Genomic DNA, 21,014 nt, shown 5'->3' on the forward strand with positions numbered 1-21,014 from the left:
AATGGAACTCCCTGAAGGTTTTCATAGAGAAATTATAAAAGCCAAAGAATCTAGAAATTCCATTGATTTTACGGAAGATTCAATTGTAAAGAGTGTTGATGTTTCCCCATTAAAGTCTGGTGGTTCCAATTTTAAAACACATGCACTTGTTGAGAAATCTTCCTCAAGAATTATTTATAGACCATCAATAGGTGGTGCTCTGTTTGTACTTGTCTTCATTGCTATTGGTATGGGATTCGTTATCTACAATCTGGTTAGTGAGTCCGGGCAGTTTTCTGATCCTTCCCTACTTAATTTCCTGGGTCTTACATTTGGTTTAATGTTTGCGTTTGTGGGAGCTTACATGATGTTTCATTTGTTTAAGCCTCGAGTCTTTGATAAACAATTGGGCTTTTACCATAAATCATATAAGTTTAAACCCGAGACTAGATATCTAACAAATCAGTTTGAGCTTAATCGTATTATAGCCATACAAATTATTGGCGAAACTATTACGGATGAAGATGGTTCTTATGGGAGTTTTGAGCTTAACTTAGTATTAGAGGATGGCACACGCCGAAATGTAGTAGATCATGGCAACTTAAAATCTATAATAGATGATGCTCATGTTATAAGTGACTTTTTGAATGTTCCTATCTGGCATGCTAAATCTGGTAAATAAGTTATAGATGGACTTAAAGGAAATCAAAAATATACCTCGACGGAATTCATGTATTCTGGTGGTGACAGTTTAGACGTTCCAATATGTACGAATGAATCCTAATTAATTACAAATGCCACAAACGCCAAAATTGAAAATGACATTGGCAACACAAATAGTAAAAAGGTAAATGAGATAATACCACTTTTAATCCAAGACAGAATCCAATTTTGCTTGTAAAACTTAATTAGTGCAATTAGAAAATAAAAGTAAGTAGATATAGCCACTAACCAATCTATCCAATCAGGAATATCATATACAAACCGATTTACTGCGAATAAAATACTGAATACAGTGAATAAAAAAGAAAAGAAATAAAAACTAAACACCAAATGGTGTGCATACTTTCCTTTGTTGAAATAAAATATCTTCAATATAAACGCAAAGAGTGGTAAAAGAAAAAACATAGAAATTGGGATACTATCAAAAAATGCCTGTACGATGCCTCCTGCACCTCTACCTTTTGTAAGCTTTAATGCGTTTTCAAACATCCGTCTCTCAAAAAAACTAGGATTATCGGACATTCCCATCTCCTTTAAAATAATTTCTTTATCAGCTCCGGCAGCTATTAGAGAGTCCACCTTTTTCTTGTCAAAGTCCCAGTTTATTTCGTTAGTGCTTGTTTCTTTAACACTTGCTTTTATAATAGAATCCGTTAACTTAAATCCCTCGTCATTTAGTCCAATAAATTTTTTGTTTTGCTCTAGAGGTTTCATCATTTTCTCTATTTGAACAGAATCAAAAACCTTTTCAACACTATCTTTCTCTATCATAACGGCATCGGCATCAACTACTTTTTGATTAAATTCATCAGCTTTACTCACTAAATCCCTAGTACTAAAAGAAATTATGAAAAAGAAAATCACCGAAATAAATAGGTACATCTGCGCAGGATGCAGATATAGTAAACGCTTACCCTCCAAAAACTTTGAAGCCAAGTAACCAGGTCTAAACATTAAAGGGAAAAAACTCTTCAAAAAACGTGCATCAAAAGAAAAGTAATTGCTTATGGTATTGTAGAACAGAACACCAATGGTTAGATCGTCGTCTGTTTTTTGTCCACAATGTGGACAAAATTTAAACCCCTTTTCATAAGGCTGCTCACAATTTCGACAAATCTCTTGGTCAGTGCTCACTAAAGTATGAGTTAGTTCTGCTTAAAATTAGTGAATTTTAGAATATAGATTCCATAACTAAATCATTTTTTGGCACGCTGTTTGTTTTATAATTGATGAGTTTAATTTTAAAACCCTTAACTATGAAACGGATTCTATTTTTATTTGCAAGTTTAGTGGCTTTTTCCACTACAGCATTCGCAACTAATTCAACCACCACAGTCCATGAAGCAGAAGCTTCAATCAACAATTTTGTGAGAGGTTACGGAAATTCTTTCATATTTGTTGAAAACGGTATTGAATTCTCGGTTTACAGAGACGGTCAATTCGACTTTTATATCCCGCAATATGGGCCAGATGTAAGCGTTGGTGTAAATACGCCAGGCTTTGCGTTAAGTTTCAACGGAGGTTTTAATTATAATCCATATGTACAGTACGATAGTTTTGGTGCTATCATTCAAATTGAAAATACACCTATATTTTACGACTTCTATGGAAGAGTAAACCAAATTGGAGACATATTCATCACTTATAATAACTTCAATAGAATTAATAGGATTGGTGGGCTCAATGTATATTACAGAAATAATGTGTTTTGGAGGTACGATGGTTTCATTAATGTCTACAATAGAGCATACATATGGAGACCTTGGCACAGATTCTACATGGTTCCACCTGTAAACTTCTGTGTAGTCAACATAAATCCTTATAGACAGTTTTATAATCCTGTAAGGCATATATGGTATAGACCTTACAGAAATAACGTGAGATACTTTAATGTTAATAATGGAAGACGCGGAAGTACGCATGTCGTAAGAAGAAATAACAGCGTTAATTATGCTCAGACACCCAGAAACAGAAGGGAACGTACTATACAAAGAACTGTAACACGTAGAAATGCTGAAATTACAAGAACACGAACAACACGTTTAGCTCAGAACACTACTGCTCGTACAACAAGAAGTACTACAACGCGTTCTGCTAGAAACACCTCAAGAAATGATGTAGGTACTTCTACTCGATCAGTAGCTAGAGGTAATAGTGAAGGTACTAGGACACGGTCTAACGCACGTGCTACGTCGCCAAACACAAGAACCAATAGCGATAGTAGAAGTATGAGAACATCTCAATCTAATAAAAGAGTGTCTACTACTCCTGCTAGATCAACACGTAGCAATTCAGTAAATACGACAAGAAATTCTAGAAGTAATGTGACCAGAGCTCGAGGTAATGTGTCTAATAGAATAGAAAGTACGAGAAATTCATCAGTAAAAAAACCAAAAGCGACGAAATCTCGTACATATAATAGAGCAAGCTCTAGCAACAGTAGAAATAGAAGCGCTACTGTTCAGAATAAAAGAAAATCTTCCTCTGTCTCAACTAGATCTAACTCAAGTAGAAGAAGTAACCAAAGTTCTACAAGATCTAGCTCAAGACGAACAAGAGGATAAAATATAAAACATGATTTTTTTGGTTGGTTAGTAGAAGTCCCGTATGATGTATGCCTCAGAGCACCTTACGGGATTTCTCATTTACATATAGTACCTAAAATTTTAGGTACTTTTTTATTTGTTGCGAAACATCTTCTGAGATGTTGAACTTATAGGTTAGTGTAAAATAAGTAAAGCCTACCAGTATGGATTTGAGTACTATATTAATAATTGGATGAAAGGGGAAATCCCAAAAATACATGGCTGCGGTAAGTAAAAACAAAAGTATTACGAGTTTTAGTGAAGCCCAGGAAAACGGTTGCATATTCAATTTGTACTTCACAAATACTAGCTTTATCGTATTATAAATAACAACCGCCAAAAACGTAGCAAAAGCCGAGCCATCTATACCATAAATAGGAATAAAAACAAAATTTAAAACGATAGCAATAACAGCTAAAATAACACCGAATAACAAAACCATTCTGTAATAATCACTATTAAACAAGATGGCATTATTATTTCCTAAACTATTGTCAAAAAGCTTCGCTAAACTTACAATTAGCACAACAAATAATCCACCAGTAAATTCATCAGGTAGTATTCTATACAATTGATTAATATTTAAAACAATAAGTAAAAAAATAAAACCACTGATAACCAAAAGACTTATAGAACTCCTCGAATAGAGATCTTTGAGTGCTGGTATGTTATTATCATTTAGGTATTTGGCAGTTAGCGGTAACATTATTTGGTGCATGGCACGTTGTGGCACGGCAATAACCGTGGCTATAAAAATGGCGACACTATAGTAGGCAACTTGCTCAATATGCTCTAGCATAACGCCTATCATAAACTTATCAATATCTAAAATAAGCATGGCAACAGAGCCCGCAATAATCATAAGTCCAGCATATTTTAAAATTGATGGTAATCCCTCAATTTTCCTGAACTCAAATCTTGGAAGTCTAACAGAATAAGCATAAAGCTTCATAATCAACATTTTTAAGACGTAAACGCCAACTAAAGCCAAAATGAATTGATCCACAGTTAACCATTCAAAATAAACCAGAAATAGGAGTATCATGATACATATACGATGAAATATCTCTTTCATCAAATTGCCAAAAACCGTTTGCATTTGGACTTTAGACCATGAGTAAAAAATCTCAAAATATGCCATAGCCACTGCCAAAACAAAGATATGCCAAACATAATCTTCTGCTATTGCATTCTTTTTTGAAAGCAAAGTACTAATCCATTCATAAGACATATAACCAATAAGCATGGTAGGGATAATAAAGACTAACGGTAAAAACAACATAAGGGTTAAAAAACTGTTGATCCCAGAATTCGTTTTAAAAGAAGAATAAAACTTAACAATGGCATTATGTGCTCCAAATGCCATAAAAGGCATCATGATATTGGCCGCCGATAATACAAAGGCTACTAAGCCATAATAATCATCCGTTAAGAAATTAGTGTACAAAAAAAGCGTGTTAATAGCACCTATACCGAAACCAATATAGGTACTTATGGTATTCTTGAAAGATTGTTTTAGTACAATACCCATAATGTCATAAAATACAAAAACTCATACAATACTAAAGCGTTTTTATAAGCATACTAAGTTGTTTGGTTAATGCCTTTCTGCTATAAGGTTGCAAGCCAATAGCATTCACCCTTAAGCTATCACTTTGATACGCCTCAAAATAACGCGTTATCTGCGTCTTTAGCTTTTGCTTTTCTTTATAGTTAAAATAGGTTCCTGTATTGGTTGATGTAATGATCTGCTCAATATCAGAATCCTTTGGGCCGATGGCTAATATTGGGGTTTCGGAAATTAGATACTCAAAAACTTTTCCTGGGATGATGGCCTTAGTATCTTGAGAGTCAATTTCTATCAGTAACAAAAGTCGCGATCGTATTTGAAACCTAATCGCATCATCGTGGTTAACATAACCCACAATATTGACATAATCTCTCAATCCTGATTGGTATACAGACTCGAGAACATCATCACTGACCACACCTATTAGGTTCAATTGAAATACTTTTGAAAACACTTCGTTTTCTTCAATCAATTCTGAAAGTACTTCCCATAAAATCTTTGGGTTGCGCTCCGAAAGTAGAGAACCAATATGCGACAAGGTAAATTTATCATCTTTCTTATCTACTCTAATACTATGTGTATCGTAGCCGTTGGTGATTACCGAAATGGGTTGTCGGGTTTTTATGAGAAATTCGTTTTTAGTATGATGGCTTGTCACTGTAATCTGGTCTGCAGAATTTAAAACCTCGGCTTCTAAAGCCTTATGTTTAGCCTTAGAAGATCTAGTAAGTTTTAAAGCTTTGTGATAGCCAATGGTCGTCCAAGGGTCTCTAAAATCGGCTATCCAATTGATTTTTAGCTTTTTCTTCAAATGAAGACCTATTAAATGTAAGCTATGTGGTGGTCCTGTAGTAATTACAGTGCCGATATCATTTTCTTTGATATAACTCGATAGAAATTTTACCGACGGTTGTATCCAATGTTTACGTGCATCAGGTATAAAGAAGTTACCACGAACATAAAGCATTAATTTTTCAACCAAAGACTGTTTTTTTGCCTTAGGGATAACACCAGAGCTTATGGTCTTGGCACTTTGCTTCGAAAATAGACGAGCCAAACTATAAGGTTCTTTTATGGGTTGCTTTAAAATAGTGAGGTTCTTGGCAACTTCATTAACCAAACTCTCATCTCTGATAGGATAGTGAGGATTATCGGGGCAGTATATAATAGGCTCCAAATCAAAGTCTGGTAAATACTTTACAAACTTTAACCAGCGTTGCACGCCAGGGCCACCAGCTGGAGGCCAATAATAAGTCACTATAAGTACTTTTTTGTTGCTCATTTTTGTCATTCCCGCGAAAGCAGGAATGATAATCAATTTTCTCTTTTCTTATACGAATAAAACACACCCAAAACCAACAAAACCCCAAAAATAGCTGAGCTTGCTAAAGCAATCTTGCTACCTGTTGCTACAACTTTGGGTTCAAACTTAAATTCTATAGTATGGTTACCGCTAGGTACTTCCATACCACGTAAGGCGTAATTAACACGAATGTGAGGTTTTAGTTCACCATCGATATAGGCATTCCATCCTTTTTCATAATAGATTTCAGAAAAAACGGCAAATCCATTATTTGTATTACTAGACTCGTACTTTAAGAAATTAGGCTTAAATTCTTTTAACTGAATTGTGGCGGTAGAATCAACTTCATATCGAACCATTGGTTTACCGTTAAGATCCGACATGGTAGTAACGGCCTTATTCTTGGTGTTTAAACTGTCTAAAATCCTTATTTCGGAATTCGCACTATCCAACACTGTAAGTGTACTCACAAACCAAGCATTGCCATTGGGTTCGGTATAATCTGTTGAGGCTCTGGTTTGGCCTTGTTGATTCTGCTCAATAATGTATTTGGTATTGAGCATATTTAAAACTTCTACATTATTTTTATACACATGAAATTCTAGCAAATCGTTATATCGTCCTAGTTTAGCAGCATGATAACCAAATAGTGAGTTATGATAGTACGAGGCCTTAGCTGGAGCACTACTTGCAGCATCAAAGACCCTAAAATGTCCTTTATCCTTTAAAATGTATTTGTCTGCTGTATTAGGTTGATACGGTTTATCAACCTGAATAGCAGAAACAAAATCGTCATTATTAACGTAGTTTTTGTTCACAGACACCAAATCAAATAAGATCAACACACCGAAAATTACAACGACTAAAGTATCGGACAGTTTTTGTTTTAAAAATAAATATATAGTACCAGCCGAAAGCAGAATCAAAATTAGGGTTCTAATAGTATCGGTCGTAAACAAGGCTTTTCTATCCGCTATAATGGCATCGATTAAAACATCTGGAATACCTTCATCCCTAAAACTCTTAAAATCAAAGAAGGTAGATTTAAATAATAAAAATACGAGACAAAGCCCTGCTGTAATCGTTAGGGAATATTTTAAGGCTTTTAGTTTTTCTTCATCTTTTTGAAAATCGTTAAACAAACGTACCAAAGCAAAAATACCCAATACGGGAATACATAATTCTAATATCACCTGGATGGAACTTACCGCTCTAAACTTGTTGTATAAAGGCACATAATCAATAAAGAAGTCTGTTAAAAACCCTAAGTTCTTTCCATAAGACAGTAATAAAGACAGAATGGTGCCACCAACCAACCACCATTTCAATCTACCTTTTACCAAAAATAAGCCTAGAACAAATAGAAAAATAATCACTGCGCCAACATATGCTGGTGCTTCTACTATAGTCTGATCTCCCCAATACATTGGAGCATTCTTGGAAATCTCCAGAGCTTCTATAGGTGAAGCTCCTAAATTGACATACGTTTTGTAGATTTCAGAATCCTTACCCACATCCTCCGAGTTACCACCACCCATAAACCTAGGGATAAATAGATTAAAGGTCTCAGCTAAACCATAGCTATATTCGGTAATGTACTCCCTACTTAATCCATTGGTGATTTCCTTTTCTGAACCGTCAGGATTTATAGTCAGTTCGCTTTTGCCACGCGTACTCTCTTTCGCATACTCTTGTGTTGCCATAATATTAGTGGCATTAAGCCCTACAGCTAGTATGGCTGCCACTAACAATAAACCAACAGACTTGAAAAAGTGTGGCAAAACCTTCTTTTGATAGGCATCGATTAAATAAGCTATTCCTAAAACAAGTACTAGAAATAACAGATAATAGGTCATCTGAAAATGATTGGCCACAATCTCTAAGCCCAAAGCAATTACCGTTAGCAGAAATCCAAGGATGTATTTTTTCCTAAAGGTCAAAACAATCCCAGCTAAAACCAAAGGCATATAGGCAATAGCATGTGCCTTAGCATTATGACCTACACCAAGAATAATGATGAGATATGTAGAAAATCCAAATGCTAAAGCCCCGAGTGCCGCTAATTTAAAATCAACCTTTAATGAAAGTAACAGAATATAAAACCCTAAAAAGTACAAGAACAAATAATCTGCTGGTCTGGGTAAAAACCGTAAGGTTAAATCGAGTTTCTTTATATAATTGTGTGGGTACTTTGCGCCTAATTGATACGTTGGCATGCCTCCAAAAGCACTATTGGTCCAATAAGTTTCCTCACCCGTAGCTTTAGCAAATTCTTTTTGTTGCTGAGCCATACCGATATAATGCATTATATCGCTCTGGAATATTTTTTTGCCTTGTAAAACTGGGCTAAAATAGGCTAAAGAGAATACTACAAATCCTATTAAAACAAGAAAATGCGGCAAAAAACGTTTGAAAGAAAATGACATGCAGTAGACTATGATTTTTGATTCCGAAAAGTAGTTATTTTTTGATAAAGTAGCTTAATATAACAAAACTTAAATCAATCTATCTCTTCGTAATCGATGTATTCACCTACTTTTTCGTTAGAAGTTTTATTTTGCTGTGGCATTTTATCTATAACCGTCTCGCCTTCTTTTCTTTTCTGTTCTCTACGCTGTTGCTCTTGATCTTGAAAACCACCAAATTGTTGGCCAAATCGCTCTTCAGCCTTTTTAGCAACAAAACGCATCAAAAAAGGTGCAAAAAGTCGAGCCAATATCCTAAAGCCAAACCAAACTAGCATAATTATTAATATTGTTCGTAATAATCCCATTACTGATGCTTCTTGCATAATTAAAGTTATACTCAAAAATACAATTATAGTTGCTTATAATCCGTTATTAATACTTAAAAAAAGTATAAAATATATATATTTGAATTTAAACCAAACAAAATGCAAAGACTCAAATCCTTAATTGTTGTTGTAATAGTACTGACCTACTCTATCGCTAATGCTCAATATACTGAGGTAATTAATTCTAATCGTCCTGGACTATCAGAAAGTGCTTTTTCAGTGGGGACAAACGTCGTGCAATTTGAGGCCGGTGCCTTTACCGTAAGTGAAGATCATACACCTCTAGAATATGAAGTTTCTGGTTTTGGCTTAGATTTTTCTGTCCGCTATGGACTGTTATTTGAGGAATTAGAAGTGTCTTTGGATGGTGTTTATCAGAATGATACCCAAACAATTAATAGTAGTGCCGTTCCGTTTGAAAATGATCGTTCTAATTTTAGAAACTTTACACTTGGAGCTAAGTATTTGGTTTACGATCCATACAAAAACGCTGAGGAAGCCAAACCAAATTTATACAGCTATCATGCAAATAGAAAATTTCAATGGAAATCCCTAATCCCAGCCGTGGCTGTTTATGTAGGCGCAAATTTTGATACGGAGAATAATCCTTACACTGCACCAGATGTAGAAGGAATAAGTCCTAAGGTGATGATAGCTACTCAAAACAACTTCAATGGTGGATGGGTTTTTGTTATGAATTTAATAAAAGATAGGATTGGCTCCGATTTTTCCGATTTTCAATATATTTTTACTTTAACCCACTCCTTTACCCCTCAGTGGGTAGTCTTTGGTGAAGCACAAGGTATTAATAGTGATTTTTATGCTGATAATATCTTTAGGGTTGGTGGTGCCTACCTTTGGAATAAAGATTTTCAGTTAGATGCCAATATCGCTTTTAACACAAAAGATACACCTTCAGTGTTTAATATTGCCTTTGGTGCCTCGTACCGTTTAGATTTCCATAAGGATAAAAAGATTGATAACGGCAATTCTGCCAAAGAAGAACGAAAGCGCAAAAAGCGAAGAAATAAAAAGAAGAAGAAAAAAGCTGACGATTTCGATTCTGATAGTATATAGACTACTGCATGATTAAAATTAAAGAAGTTACAACCAAAAGAGATTTAAAAGCATTCGTAAAGTTCCCTTTTACACTTTATAAAGATTCAAAGTATTGGGTACCTCCAATTATTAGTCAGGAATTAAAAACTTTTGACAAACAGAAGAATCCTGTCTTTAACGATGCTGAAGCTACATTTTTCTTAGCATATAGAAATGACAAAATTGTCGGAAGGATTGCCGCCATCATTAACTGGATAGAAGTTAAGCAACAAAACATCAAGAAAATGCGTTTTGGTTGGTTTGATTTTGAGGATGACCTTGAGGTGTCAAAAGCATTACTCGATAAAGTAACCGAAATTGGCAATAAAGAAAAACTAGAATTCATTGAGGGGCCTGTAGGATTTTCAAATTTAGATAAAGTAGGTGTTATGACCGAAGGATTCGATCATATCGGTACCATGATTACTTGGTATAATCATCCTTATTATCAAGACCATTATAAAGCTTATGGGTTAGAGTTATCAAAAGAATATGTTGAAAACAAGTTTTATTTTGGTGATATAAAGCCTGAAACGTTTACAAAAATTCAAGACCTTATTAAGCGTAGGTATAAATTAGAGGCCCTTGATTTTAAGTCTACAAAAGAAATAATGGTCTATGCTGATGAAATGTTTGATGTTTTTGAAACGTCGCATGCTAAGCTATCTTCATTTGTGGCTATCAATCCTAAACAAAAAGCTTATTTTAAGAAGAAATTTTTGCCTTTTTTGAATCCTGAATATGTTAAGTTCGTTGTTGACGATAATAACAAATTAATTGCATTTGCAATTGTTACGCCGTCTTACGCTGAAGCATTGCAGAAAATGAAAGGTAAACTGTTCCCTTTTGGTTTTAGACATATCATACGAGCAAAGAAACATTCCAAATCGGTTACCTTTTATTTAATCGGAATTTTACCCGAATATCAGAACAAGGGGGTTACTGCAATAATATTTAACGAGTTTTATAAGGAGTTTACAAAAAAAGGTGTGGAAGAATGCATTAGAGGTCCAGAGTTAGCAGACAATACGGCTATACATCAGATTTGGAAACACTTTAATCCAAAAATCCATAAAAGGCGCTGTACGATGAGTAAAAGTATTGAATAAAAAAAGCCCAAACTAAGTTTAGGCCTCCAGTATTTTTGAAAATAAGTGTCTTTATTCCCCCATAGCAGCTATTAAAGCTGCAGACATTCTTCTGTAAGTCCCATTTTGCAATCGGTCTCTTATCGCATCAAAGGCATCCAAAGTTTCCTTTACATCTTCTAAGGTGTGGGTCGCTGTAGGGATCATTCTTAATAAAATCAATCCTTTAGGTATAACAGGATAAACCACTATAGAACAGAATATTCCATGATTTTCACGAAGATCCTTAACCAAGGCCATAGCTTCTGGAATACTACCTTTTAAGTATACAGGTGTTACACAGCTTTGAGTTGTACCGATATCGAAACCACGTTCTTTTAAACCAGATTGTAAAGCATCAACTATAGTCCAAAGATTTTTCTTAAGTTCTGGCATAGTACGTAACATCTCTAAGCGCTTTAGTGCTCCAACAGTTAGTTGCATTTGCAGAGATTTTGCAAACATTTGAGAACGTAAATTGTACTTTAAATAATCTATGATTTCTTGATCTCCTGCTATAAATGCACCTGTACTAGCCATTGATTTTGCAAACGTGGCAAAATAAACATCTATTTCATCTTGCACACCCTGCTCCTCTCCTGCACCAGCACCGGTAGCTCCCAAAGTACCAAAACCATGAGCATCATCTACAAGAAATCTAAAATTATACTTCTTTTTTAATTCTACTATTTCTTTTAAGCGCCCTTGCTCTCCACGCATACCAAATACACCTTCTGAGATAACAAGTATACCTCCACCCGTTTGCTCTGCCATTTTTGTGGCACGCTCAAGATTTTTTTCTAAGCTGATAACATCGTTATGCTTGTAGGTAAAACGTTTTCCCATGTGCAAACGTACGCCATCTATTATACAAGCATGGGCATCAACATCATAAACAATAATATCGTCTTTGGCAACTAATGCATCAATAGTAGACATAATACCTTGGTAGCCAAAATTTAAAAGGTAAGCAGCTTCTTTATTAACAAACTTAGCTAGCTCATTCTGTAATTGCTCATGTAAATCAGTATGCCCAGACATCATACGGGCACCCATCGGATAAGCAGAGCCGTATTTTGCTGCTGCTTCTGCATCAACTTTTCTAACTTCAGGATGATTTGCAAGACCTAAGTAATCATTAATACTCCAAGTAATAACTTCTTTTCCCCGGAATTTCATTCTGTTAGATATCTCTCCTTCTAACTTTGGAAAAACAAAATAGCCCTCTGCTTGAGAGGCCCACTTTCCTAATGGTCCTTTATCTCTGTAAATCTTTTCAAATAAATCCTTCATACCTTAGTTTGCCATTAACCATGAAATCCATACCAATAAATTGGATAAATTCCTTTAGTTTTAATTTAGTTTTGTTAGTGTCTGCAAAATTAGTTAATTATATGTTCACAGCATAATAATATTTTGCTAACAATACGCTTGCTTTTTAAACATAAAAAAGCCTACTACAAAAGTAGTAGGCCAGAAAGTTAGTTAGTTATGTTACTTTACGTATTGAATAGTCGTGGAAACTTCATTTTTACTATCAAAAAAGCCTTGATCGGCCATCCATTTATCACTATAAACCTTACTCATATATCGCGATCCATGGTCTGGAAATATAACAACAACCTTATCCGAAGGCTTAAACTCTCCTTCTTCATTGAGCTGCTTTAATGCTTGCATGGCAGCACCACTAGTATATCCCACAAAAAGTCCTTCGGTATTAGATATTTCTCTTGCTGTATGTGCACTTTCTTCATCAGTAACCTTGATAAATTTATCTATGATATCAAAATCTGTAGCTGTAGGGATAAGGTTCTTGCCCAAACCTTCTATTCTATATGGATAAATCTCCTTATCATCAAACTCGCGAGTTTCGTGATATTTTTTTAATACAGAACCATAAGCATCTACACCTATGATTTTTACGTTAGAATTTTGTTCTTTAAGGTATTTGGCAACGCCTGAAATTGTGCCTCCAGTTCCACTACAAGCCACTAAATGAGTGATTTCTCCATTGGTTTGATCCCAAATCTCAGGTCCTGTAGTATTATAATGCGCATCAATATTTAATTGGTTAAAATATTGATTGATGTATATAGATCCTTTAATTTCCTCATGAAGACGTTTTGCAACCTGATAGTAAGATCTAGGATCATCTGCATTGACATGCGCAGGACAAACATATACTTTAGCGCCCATAGATTTTAACATGTCTATTTTATCTGCTGAGGATTTAGAACTTACCGCCAAAATACACTCGTAACCTTTGATAATACTTACCATGGCGATACTGAAACCAGTATTACCAGAAGTTGTTTCAATAATGGTATCTCCTGGTGTTAAAATACCTTGGCGTTCTGCTTCCTCTATTATATGTAATGCAATTCTGTCTTTAGAAGAATGACCTGGATTAAATGCTTCTACTTTAGCATAAAAATCACCGTTGTAGTGTGCGGTCATTCGGCTTAGTTTGATAAGTGGTGTACTTCCGATGAGTTGAAGTACGTTATCAAATACATTTTTGTTGTTGTCCATAAATGCTATTTAATCAAGTGTAAAAAACACACTCTAAAACCTCGCAAAACTAATACTTTTTTTTTAATTAGCTCGAAATACCTTCTAAATCTAACAGAAAAGCAAATTCTTCTGCATCTTCCCTAAGACTTTCAAAACGACCCGATGCACCACCATGGCCTGCATCCATATTTGTCTTCAAAAATAATTTATTTGAATCGGTCTTCAGTTCCCTTAGTTTTGCTACCCATTTTGCAGGTTCCCAATATTGAACCTGTGAATCGTGTAATCCTGCTGTGACCAACATGTTTGGATAAGCTTTTGAATCAATATTGTCATAAGGCGAATAAGACTTCATGTAGTCATAATACAGCTTATCGTTAGGATTTCCCCATTCGTCGTACTCCCCCGTTGTTAGTGGAATTGAATCATCTAACATTGTAGTTACTACATCTACAAATGGAACTGCAGCGATAACGCCATTATACAATTCTGGAGCATCATTTATCACAGCTCCAATTAATAAACCTCCTGCACTTCCGCCCATGGCATAAAGATGCTTAGAGGATGTATAGCCTTCTTCAATTAAGTGTTTAGAACAAGCGATAAAGTCTTTGAATGTATTTTGCTTTTTTAATAACTTACCGTCTTCGTACCATCGTCGACCAAGATATTCACCCCCTCTAACGTGAGAAATAACATAAATAAAACCACGATCCAATAAACTTAACCTAATTGTTGAGAAATAAGGATCTACTGTAGAACCATAACTTCCGTAAGCGTATTGAAGCAATGGATTATTGCCATCCTTTTCTATACCCTTTTTATAAACCAAAGACATTGGTATTTTGGTGCCGTCTTCTGCAATGGCCCAAATACGCTCTGATAGATAGTTGTCTTTATCGAATTTACCACCAAGAACTTCCTGCTCCTTAAGAACATGTTTAGTTTTTGTGTTCATGTTAAACTCAACTACAGAAGCTGGTGTTGTTAATGAGTTATATGAATATCTTAAGCACTCAGTATCAAAATCGACATTTGTACTTGTAAAAGCTGTGTAGGTTTCATTATCGAATGGCAAATAATAATCTTTAGAATTATCCCATTGCTTAATCCTTAATTTGTTAAGACCGTTATGACGCTCGCTAATTACCAAATAGTCTTTAAAAATATCAATATTTTCTATTAAAACATCTTTCCTGTGGCCGATGACTTCTTCCCATTGATCCATATACCTTTCGGTTTCCAGACACTTCATCAGTTTAAAATTGATGGCTTTATCCTTATTGGTTAGAATGTAGAAATAGTTATCATAATGTGCAATGCTATACTCTAATCCTCTAATTCTTTGTTGAAATAACTCAAATTTTCCATCAGGTTCATCGGCATTAAGAATATGATACTCATTAGTAAGTGTACTATAGCAAGCAATAATGATGTACTTTCTGGATTTGGATTTGTAGACCGTTACGCCAAAAGAGTCATCACCTTCTTCAAAGATTAACGCGTCGCTCTTTTGACCCAATTTGTGTTTGTAAACTTGGTATGCCCTTAACGTAACTTCATCTTTCTTTGTATAGAAAAGTGTTTTGTTATCATTTGCCCAACTCGAAGATCCGGTTGTATTTTCAATTTTATCAGACCACAATTGATGTGTTTTTAAGTCCTTCACATGAATGGTATATTTTCGTCGTCCGATAGTGTCAACCCCAAAGGCAACCAGATTGTTATCAGGACTTATACTAATTCCAGCTAACTTAAAATAGCTATAACCTTTAGCCATTTCATTACAGTCGAACAGCAATTCTTCTGGGTTATCCAATGTATTTTTTTTTCTGGTATATATGGGATAACTTTTACCTTTTTCAAATTTGGTAATATACCAATAGCCGTTGTATTTATAGGGAACTGAAGTATCGTCTTCCTTTATTCTTGCCTTCATTTCTTCAAATAGTTCTTTCTGAAAATCTTTGGTATGTGCCATTTGAGAATCACAATAAGAATTCTCGGCCTTGAGATACTCGATCACCTCAGGATCTTCCCTGTCGTTCATCCAAAAATAACTATCAATACGTACATCCTCATGTTTTTCCAGCTTATGAGGCTTCTTTTTTGCTAATGGAGGAGTATTTCTCGACATCTTAACCATTTGTTTTAAGAAAAAATTAATCTAAAAAGAGGCGCAATTTAGTAATTTTGCTTTGTAATGTTTAAATGATAAAAGATATGTTTGGAGATATGATGGGTATGATGAACAAATTGAAAGAAGCTCAAAAAAAAGTTGAAGAAACCAAAGAGCGCCTAAATTCTGTTTTGATTGACGAAAGCAGTAGTGATGGAAAATTAAAAGTTACTATTACGGCAAATAGAACAATAAAATCGATATCGATAGATGACGAGCTCTTACAAGATAAGGAAATGCTCGAAGATTACTTAATCCTAACACTCAATAAAGCCATAGATAAAGCTACTAGCGTAAACGAAGCTGAAATTGCTGCTGTAGCTAAAGCAGGAATGCCAAATATTCCTGGAATGGATATGTTTAAATAATTCCTTTCTTTTTGACACTCAATTGCATAAGTTTTAGAATTTAAAACTATTAGAGCGAATTTTCTTCCTAGAAATGCAAAATTTGACGACCAAATGCATCTTGTTTTTTTGTCAACCAAAACTTTGGCATTTGGTCTAAAAAAAATGTTAAATGGTGCGTTAAAATATATATTTGTTTCATTATTAATGCTATTAACCTAATATAATTATGAAACAATTATCTAAATTAATCTTGTTAGCGATGCTCGTAATATTAGCATCGTGTCAAAATGAATCCACGGAAGAACAAGCTGCTGAAGAACAACAAGCTGTTCTACGTTTTGATGACAAAGGCAACGTTATATCTGACGGTGAAGAGGACAAAGAACTAATCTTTACAGCAACTAGTGAAGATATGGCCAATCCTAACTTGGATATGATAGGTGCTGCCAACGCAGACAACTCTGCAGCTGTTGCACAAGTCTATGATGTTATTGATGCCGATAGAGCACCTTTTGGCCACATTCAACCAGTTTCAAATTTCTGGTGGTCAGAAACTCCTGAAGGTGATGACTACTTTGATCCAACCACTTATTTTGGTTCACCAGATGGTGAAAACCTTGTATTTACTGAATATACAGATGGTACTGCTCACTTAGTAGGAACTTCAGTATCTGGTACTTGTGTTTTGACAATAGATGTTTGGTTTAAGGATAAAAGATCTTGGGATGAGTGGCAAGCAATTGGTGGAGGCCACAAAAAAGAAGGTACTGCAGGTAATGCATCTAACTCTGAAGATATGCACTTCTACATTGTAGACCACACAAGAAGTACTGTAGTAGCAGAAGGTGGTGATTGTGTGCAAGAAGGTACATTTGGTTTAACCCAAAGACCTGATCCAAACGATCCTAACACACCTAATTACGGATCTCACGTAGGCCCTGGTGGTGCAAACTACGACTCTAATATAGGAGAAGTAGGATTAAGTAGCTGGGGATGGTTAATCGACCCTGTATCTTGCGATCCATTATGGTTAACGGATTTTAACTTCAGAATTGTACCTAGACCAGATGAGTGCGATGACTGTATTGGTAAAGTTAATAAATTAACATTCAAGTGGGATTGGCATAATGACCACAGAGTTAGAATTTACCAACGCTACGAGAACACACGTCACGCTACCAAAATATTCGATAGTGTAGTTGGCGAAGACGAGCACTTCACTATACATGGTGCTAATTCTAACGGTACTTTTGGTAAATGGGTTTACATTTTTGTTGGTAACTGTTACTATACAAAGTTTAAAACAAATTGTCACTTAAATATTGGACCTGGCTACAGACGTGGTGTCATTGAAGTCGTAAGTGGAACAAGTACCCATGGTGGCGAATTATGTGAATACGAACCGCCTCATCACTGGTGCTGGTGGTGGTAAACCAATAAAGAAATATCCCTTACAGCTATAAATAATTTAGCATTAATAAGGATAAAAGAAGGGAGCCAAAATGGCTCCCTTCTTTTTTGTCTATATATATTAAAAAAACAGAGGCCTAAAACCTCTCAATATATGTTTTAAAATTTATCTAAGTAATGGATTAAAAAGTCTGAAAAGTGAATAAAAGATAGGTCTATGATTAAACAACCTTGTTAAAACAGCATAAGCAAGGCCGTTGTAATCAACACCAACAAATTCGGTCATTGGGTAAGCATTCGTAGTGGAGAGTTCATTCATGGTTGGCTTAATCTTTTCTAATGCTATCGTAGATCTCAACATTCTTACCATCATAAAAAACACAAAAGATTGTTGTCTGGTTCTTAGACGCTTTATACAATCTGGGTTTACATGCTTTGCTTCTAAATCTGTAATCATAGATTCAAAAACCATTGCCGCGTTTCTATTATCATCAATAACACGTAGATAGTGAGACGGTTCTTTGCTCTTCATGGCTGAACCTTTGACTATGACATGTCTATGACTATCTAAGGGAAAATTAGCCATTTGGTTAGCTTGAATAAATAATTGTGCTGTAAGAATTGCATCTTCCATCCATCTGCCTTCTATGAATCGTATTTGTGCTTCCTTAATAAAACTATGCTTTATTAAGTACCACCAAACCTCATTTTGAAAACGAAAATTAGCTATGTAATCAATACCGTTGTAAATAGTTGAAAGTTCTATATTATCATGCAGGTTACTTTCTGTTTGTAAAACGGAGTTTTCAACAGATTTTGAACCAAATGTTAATATATCTAAAGTGTTACTTTCTGTAACATCCAACAAAATAGGTAAAGTTCTATCGGCAAGGTAATCATCAGGATCTATAAAATAAATATAGTCTCCTTTTGCCAATGACAATCCTTTATTCCTTGCACTACCTACACCTCCATTTTCTTTTGAAAAAACACGTATGCTAGAATTAGCTTCCACATATGCATTAGCAATATCCAAACTATTATCTGTAGATCCATCATTGATAATCAAAATTTCGTAATCATTTGGATCTAAACCTTGTCGCAGTAGACTATCTAAACACGTTGGAAGAAATTCTCCAGAATTATAGAGAGGGATTATAATACTTAGTCTCATGGGTTTGCTACTAAGCTATTTATTTAATAGATTTTGAAAATATACGTCTCACAGAAATTAAAAAATACAACATAGATGCGTTGTTTAAAATTTTTCTCAATATACGATATTGAAAAGTATTATAGCGGAATCTATTAAAATCATTCATCGGATAAGCACCTACGTCTTTAAACTTTGTAATTGTAGCTTTCATATAACTGAGACTAAACGGGCCTCTTAGCATTTTAGTGATATTAAAAAAAGTAAACACATCCCTTCTATGGGATAAGTTCTGTACCAGAACTTCGGAAGAAGATTGCGACTTAACCGTATTTATCAGTTTACTCTTATTCAAGATCATCATCTGCATATATTCTAAGCGCTTACGGACGATCTCTAAATCTTTACTTCGCATTATAGAATCTCCAGATTGCACATAACGATGAATAGAAATATCAAAATACCCGACTTTTTTTGCCTCTAAAAACATCTTCAATGTAAAAGTGACATCTGCATTGTACTGATTACTGTTAAAGGCTAGATTGTTTTCAGACAAAAAACCGCTCCGCACAAAATACCACCATGGCTCATGTCGCATTAATGGATAGGCTTCTAAAAAAGCCAAGCCATCATAAAGTGTTAGATGCTTTTTAGAGATTAATTCGTTCAGTGCTATGTTCTCAAGCGATGAGGTCTCTTGTGTTTTAAACCCAATAACATCCAAATTGTTTTGCTCAGCACAGTCAAGTAGTTCTTTCAAACAATTATGTACAATATAATCGTCAGCATCAAGATTATAGATATAGTCCCCTTTCGCTAGCTTTAAAAGTTTATTTCTTGTATTGTAGGCACCAGAATTTGGTTCCTTGTGCAGTTTAATATTTTTATGGTTTTTTATAAATTCAGAGACAATATCTACCGAGTTGTCTTTTGAGCCATCGTCCATAATGATAATCTCATAATCGTCCTCTGGTATATTTTGATGGATTAAACTCTCTAAACAATTGCCAATATAATCCTTGGCGTTATACATCGGAATAAGTATGCTAAGCTTCATTGTTATGTATTTGGGCATAGCGAAAATATAAGTAATAGCCTACACATCTAAATATTCTCGTTAATGTGTTGAAGATAAGCTGTTAAAATCACAATGTGCCTAATGTTTGTAATAGACTATCGTGCATCATGTCCGTATAGTCTATATGTGTTACCATCCTTAATTTATTACTGCCCATACCAATGATGTGGATATCCTTCTTCTTTAGTGTATTCAAAAATGTTTGCTCATCCACATCATCATCCAATTCAAAAATAATGATATTGGTTTCTATGGGCTCAACCTTTTTAATATAAGACTTGCTTTTTAGCACCTCTCCTATTTCTTTGGCTCTTATATGGTCATCTGCTAATAAATCGAGATTTCTATTAATAGCATACAAGCCTGCAGCAGCTGCAAATCCTACTTGACGCATTCCACCACCTAAAATTTTACGTACCCTAATGGCCCTTTGCATGATATCCTTTTTCCCTATTAAAACTGAACCCATTGGACAACCTAAGCCTTTACTCAAGCACACCGATATCGTATCAAACAAACCACCATAAGCCTTCGGACGTTCATTCTTCGCTACTAAGGCATTCCAAAGTCTAGCACCATCCAAATGATATCCTAATGCGTGTCTATCAGCAATTTTTCTTATACGCTTAAGCTCTTCAAAATCCCAACAGGCACCACCGCCTTTGTTAGTTGTATTTTCTATAGCGATCAAAGAGGTTAAAGGGCTATGGTAAAAATCTGGTGGATTAATGGACGCCTCAGCTTGTTCTGCCGTAAACATTCCTCTATGCCCGTCTATTAACTTACATGATATACCACTATTAAAAGAGGCACCACCGCCTTCGTAGTTGTAGATATGTGCATATTTATCACATATCACCTGCTCCCCTGGATTGGTATGCAACTTTAAAGCAGCCTGATTGGCCATACTCCCAGAAGGAAAAAACAAGGCTTGATCCATACCAAAAAGCTCAGCCAAATGCTCCTCCAGAGCGTTCACCGACGGATCTTCTTTATAAACATCATCGCCAACTTCTGCAGCCATCATATACTCTAGCATACCTTTACTAGGTTTGGTAACTGTATCACTTCTTAAATCAATAACCATAGAGATCAATAAAATATATAATCATAAAACTACGGAATTTCTAAAAAACCAATTCAAAATTATG

At 35.0% G+C, this 21,014-nt stretch carries 17 protein-coding genes; 6 read left to right on the top strand and 11 right to left on the bottom strand.

Annotated elements, in window-relative coordinates; translation table 11 throughout:
* Position 1 precedes the first annotated feature (1 nt).
* Entirely contained in the window at positions 2-661 is a 660-nt protein-coding gene (locus Q0972_RS03065) for a hypothetical protein (protein ID WP_299362417.1), read from the top strand.
* A 98-nt stretch (positions 662-759) separates the two neighbouring features.
* On the opposite strand, the gene Q0972_RS03070 is transcribed toward Q0972_RS03065, so the two are convergent.
* Positions 760-1,836 carry a DUF3667 domain-containing protein gene (locus Q0972_RS03070; protein WP_299362419.1) on the bottom strand — a complete coding sequence of 359 codons (1,077 nt, stop codon included), beginning with the start codon at positions 1,834-1,836 and terminating at the stop codon, positions 760-762.
* A gap of 122 nt (positions 1,837-1,958) precedes the next feature.
* Here Q0972_RS03070 and Q0972_RS03075 point away from each other — a divergent pair, with 122 nt between their 5' ends.
* Positions 1,959-3,266: a hypothetical protein gene (locus Q0972_RS03075; protein WP_299362421.1), complete on the top strand. Its 1,308-nt coding sequence runs from the start codon at positions 1,959-1,961 to the stop codon at positions 3,264-3,266.
* 94 nt (positions 3,267-3,360) lie between these two features.
* Here the strand turns inward: Q0972_RS03075 and Q0972_RS03080 are convergent, their stop codons facing one another.
* From Q0972_RS03080 to Q0972_RS03095, 4 genes are all read right to left on the bottom strand, one after another.
* Positions 3,361-4,818 (bottom strand): oligosaccharide flippase family protein, encoded by a 1,458-nt coding sequence (locus Q0972_RS03080; RefSeq protein ID WP_299362423.1) that lies wholly within the window; start codon positions 4,816-4,818, stop codon positions 3,361-3,363.
* Between the two features lie 31 nt (positions 4,819-4,849).
* Positions 4,850-6,139, bottom strand: a complete 1,290-nt coding sequence (locus tag Q0972_RS03085) for a glycosyltransferase (protein WP_299362425.1) — start codon at positions 6,137-6,139, stop codon at positions 4,850-4,852.
* Positions 6,140-6,171: 32 nt separating this feature from the next.
* Complete coding sequence (locus Q0972_RS03090) at positions 6,172-8,586, bottom strand: YfhO family protein (protein ID WP_299362427.1); 2,415 nt, start codon at positions 8,584-8,586, stop codon at positions 6,172-6,174.
* Positions 8,587-8,660: 74 nt separating this feature from the next.
* Positions 8,661-8,951: a DUF4834 family protein gene (locus Q0972_RS03095; RefSeq protein ID WP_299362429.1), complete on the bottom strand. Its 291-nt coding sequence runs from the start codon at positions 8,949-8,951 to the stop codon at positions 8,661-8,663.
* Positions 8,952-9,053: 102 nt separating this feature from the next.
* Here Q0972_RS03095 and Q0972_RS03100 point away from each other — a divergent pair, with 102 nt between their 5' ends.
* Positions 9,054-10,031: a transporter gene (locus tag Q0972_RS03100; protein WP_299362431.1), complete on the top strand. Its 978-nt coding sequence runs from the start codon at positions 9,054-9,056 to the stop codon at positions 10,029-10,031.
* An 8-nt stretch (positions 10,032-10,039) separates the two neighbouring features.
* A complete protein-coding gene (locus Q0972_RS03105; RefSeq protein WP_299362433.1) occupies positions 10,040-11,161 on the top strand; it encodes a GTP cyclohydrolase in 1,122 nt (373 codons plus the stop codon).
* 51 nt (positions 11,162-11,212) lie between these two features.
* Here Q0972_RS03105 and Q0972_RS03110 read toward each other — a convergent pair whose 3' ends face one another.
* From Q0972_RS03110 to Q0972_RS03120, 3 genes are all read right to left on the bottom strand, one after another.
* Positions 11,213-12,472, bottom strand: coding sequence for an aminotransferase class I/II-fold pyridoxal phosphate-dependent enzyme (locus Q0972_RS03110; RefSeq protein WP_299362434.1), 1,260 nt, complete (start codon positions 12,470-12,472; stop codon positions 11,213-11,215).
* A 201-nt stretch (positions 12,473-12,673) separates the two neighbouring features.
* Positions 12,674-13,711: a PLP-dependent cysteine synthase family protein gene (locus Q0972_RS03115; protein ID WP_299362435.1), complete on the bottom strand. Its 1,038-nt coding sequence runs from the start codon at positions 13,709-13,711 to the stop codon at positions 12,674-12,676.
* Positions 13,712-13,778: 67 nt separating this feature from the next.
* Entirely contained in the window at positions 13,779-15,830 is a 2,052-nt protein-coding gene (locus tag Q0972_RS03120; protein WP_299362438.1) for a S9 family peptidase, read from the bottom strand.
* A gap of 86 nt (positions 15,831-15,916) precedes the next feature.
* Between Q0972_RS03120 and Q0972_RS03125 the strand changes: the two genes are divergently transcribed.
* A complete protein-coding gene (locus Q0972_RS03125) occupies positions 15,917-16,240 on the top strand; it encodes a YbaB/EbfC family nucleoid-associated protein (RefSeq protein WP_299362505.1) in 324 nt (107 codons plus the stop codon).
* 241 nt (positions 16,241-16,481) lie between these two features.
* Entirely contained in the window at positions 16,482-17,654 is a 1,173-nt protein-coding gene (locus tag Q0972_RS03130) for a hypothetical protein (protein ID WP_299362440.1), read from the top strand.
* 144 nt (positions 17,655-17,798) lie between these two features.
* On the opposite strand, the gene Q0972_RS03135 is transcribed toward Q0972_RS03130, so the two are convergent.
* From Q0972_RS03135 to Q0972_RS03145, 3 genes are all read right to left on the bottom strand, one after another.
* On the bottom strand, positions 17,799-18,806 hold the full coding sequence (locus tag Q0972_RS03135) for a glycosyltransferase (protein ID WP_299362442.1): 1,008 nt from the start codon (positions 18,804-18,806) through the stop codon (positions 17,799-17,801).
* A 19-nt stretch (positions 18,807-18,825) separates the two neighbouring features.
* The gene (locus Q0972_RS03140; protein WP_299362444.1) at positions 18,826-19,842 is read right to left on the bottom strand and encodes a glycosyltransferase; all 1,017 of its coding nucleotides are present in this window, start codon (positions 19,840-19,842) and stop codon (positions 18,826-18,828) included.
* An 88-nt stretch (positions 19,843-19,930) separates the two neighbouring features.
* Positions 19,931-20,950 carry a low specificity L-threonine aldolase gene (locus tag Q0972_RS03145; RefSeq protein WP_299362446.1) on the bottom strand — a complete coding sequence of 340 codons (1,020 nt, stop codon included), beginning with the start codon at positions 20,948-20,950 and terminating at the stop codon, positions 19,931-19,933.
* Positions 20,951-21,014 lie beyond the last annotated feature (64 nt).

Origin of the sequence: Winogradskyella sp., assembly GCF_028282165.1 — a bacterium.
GTDB lineage: Bacteria > Bacteroidota > Bacteroidia > Flavobacteriales > Flavobacteriaceae > Winogradskyella.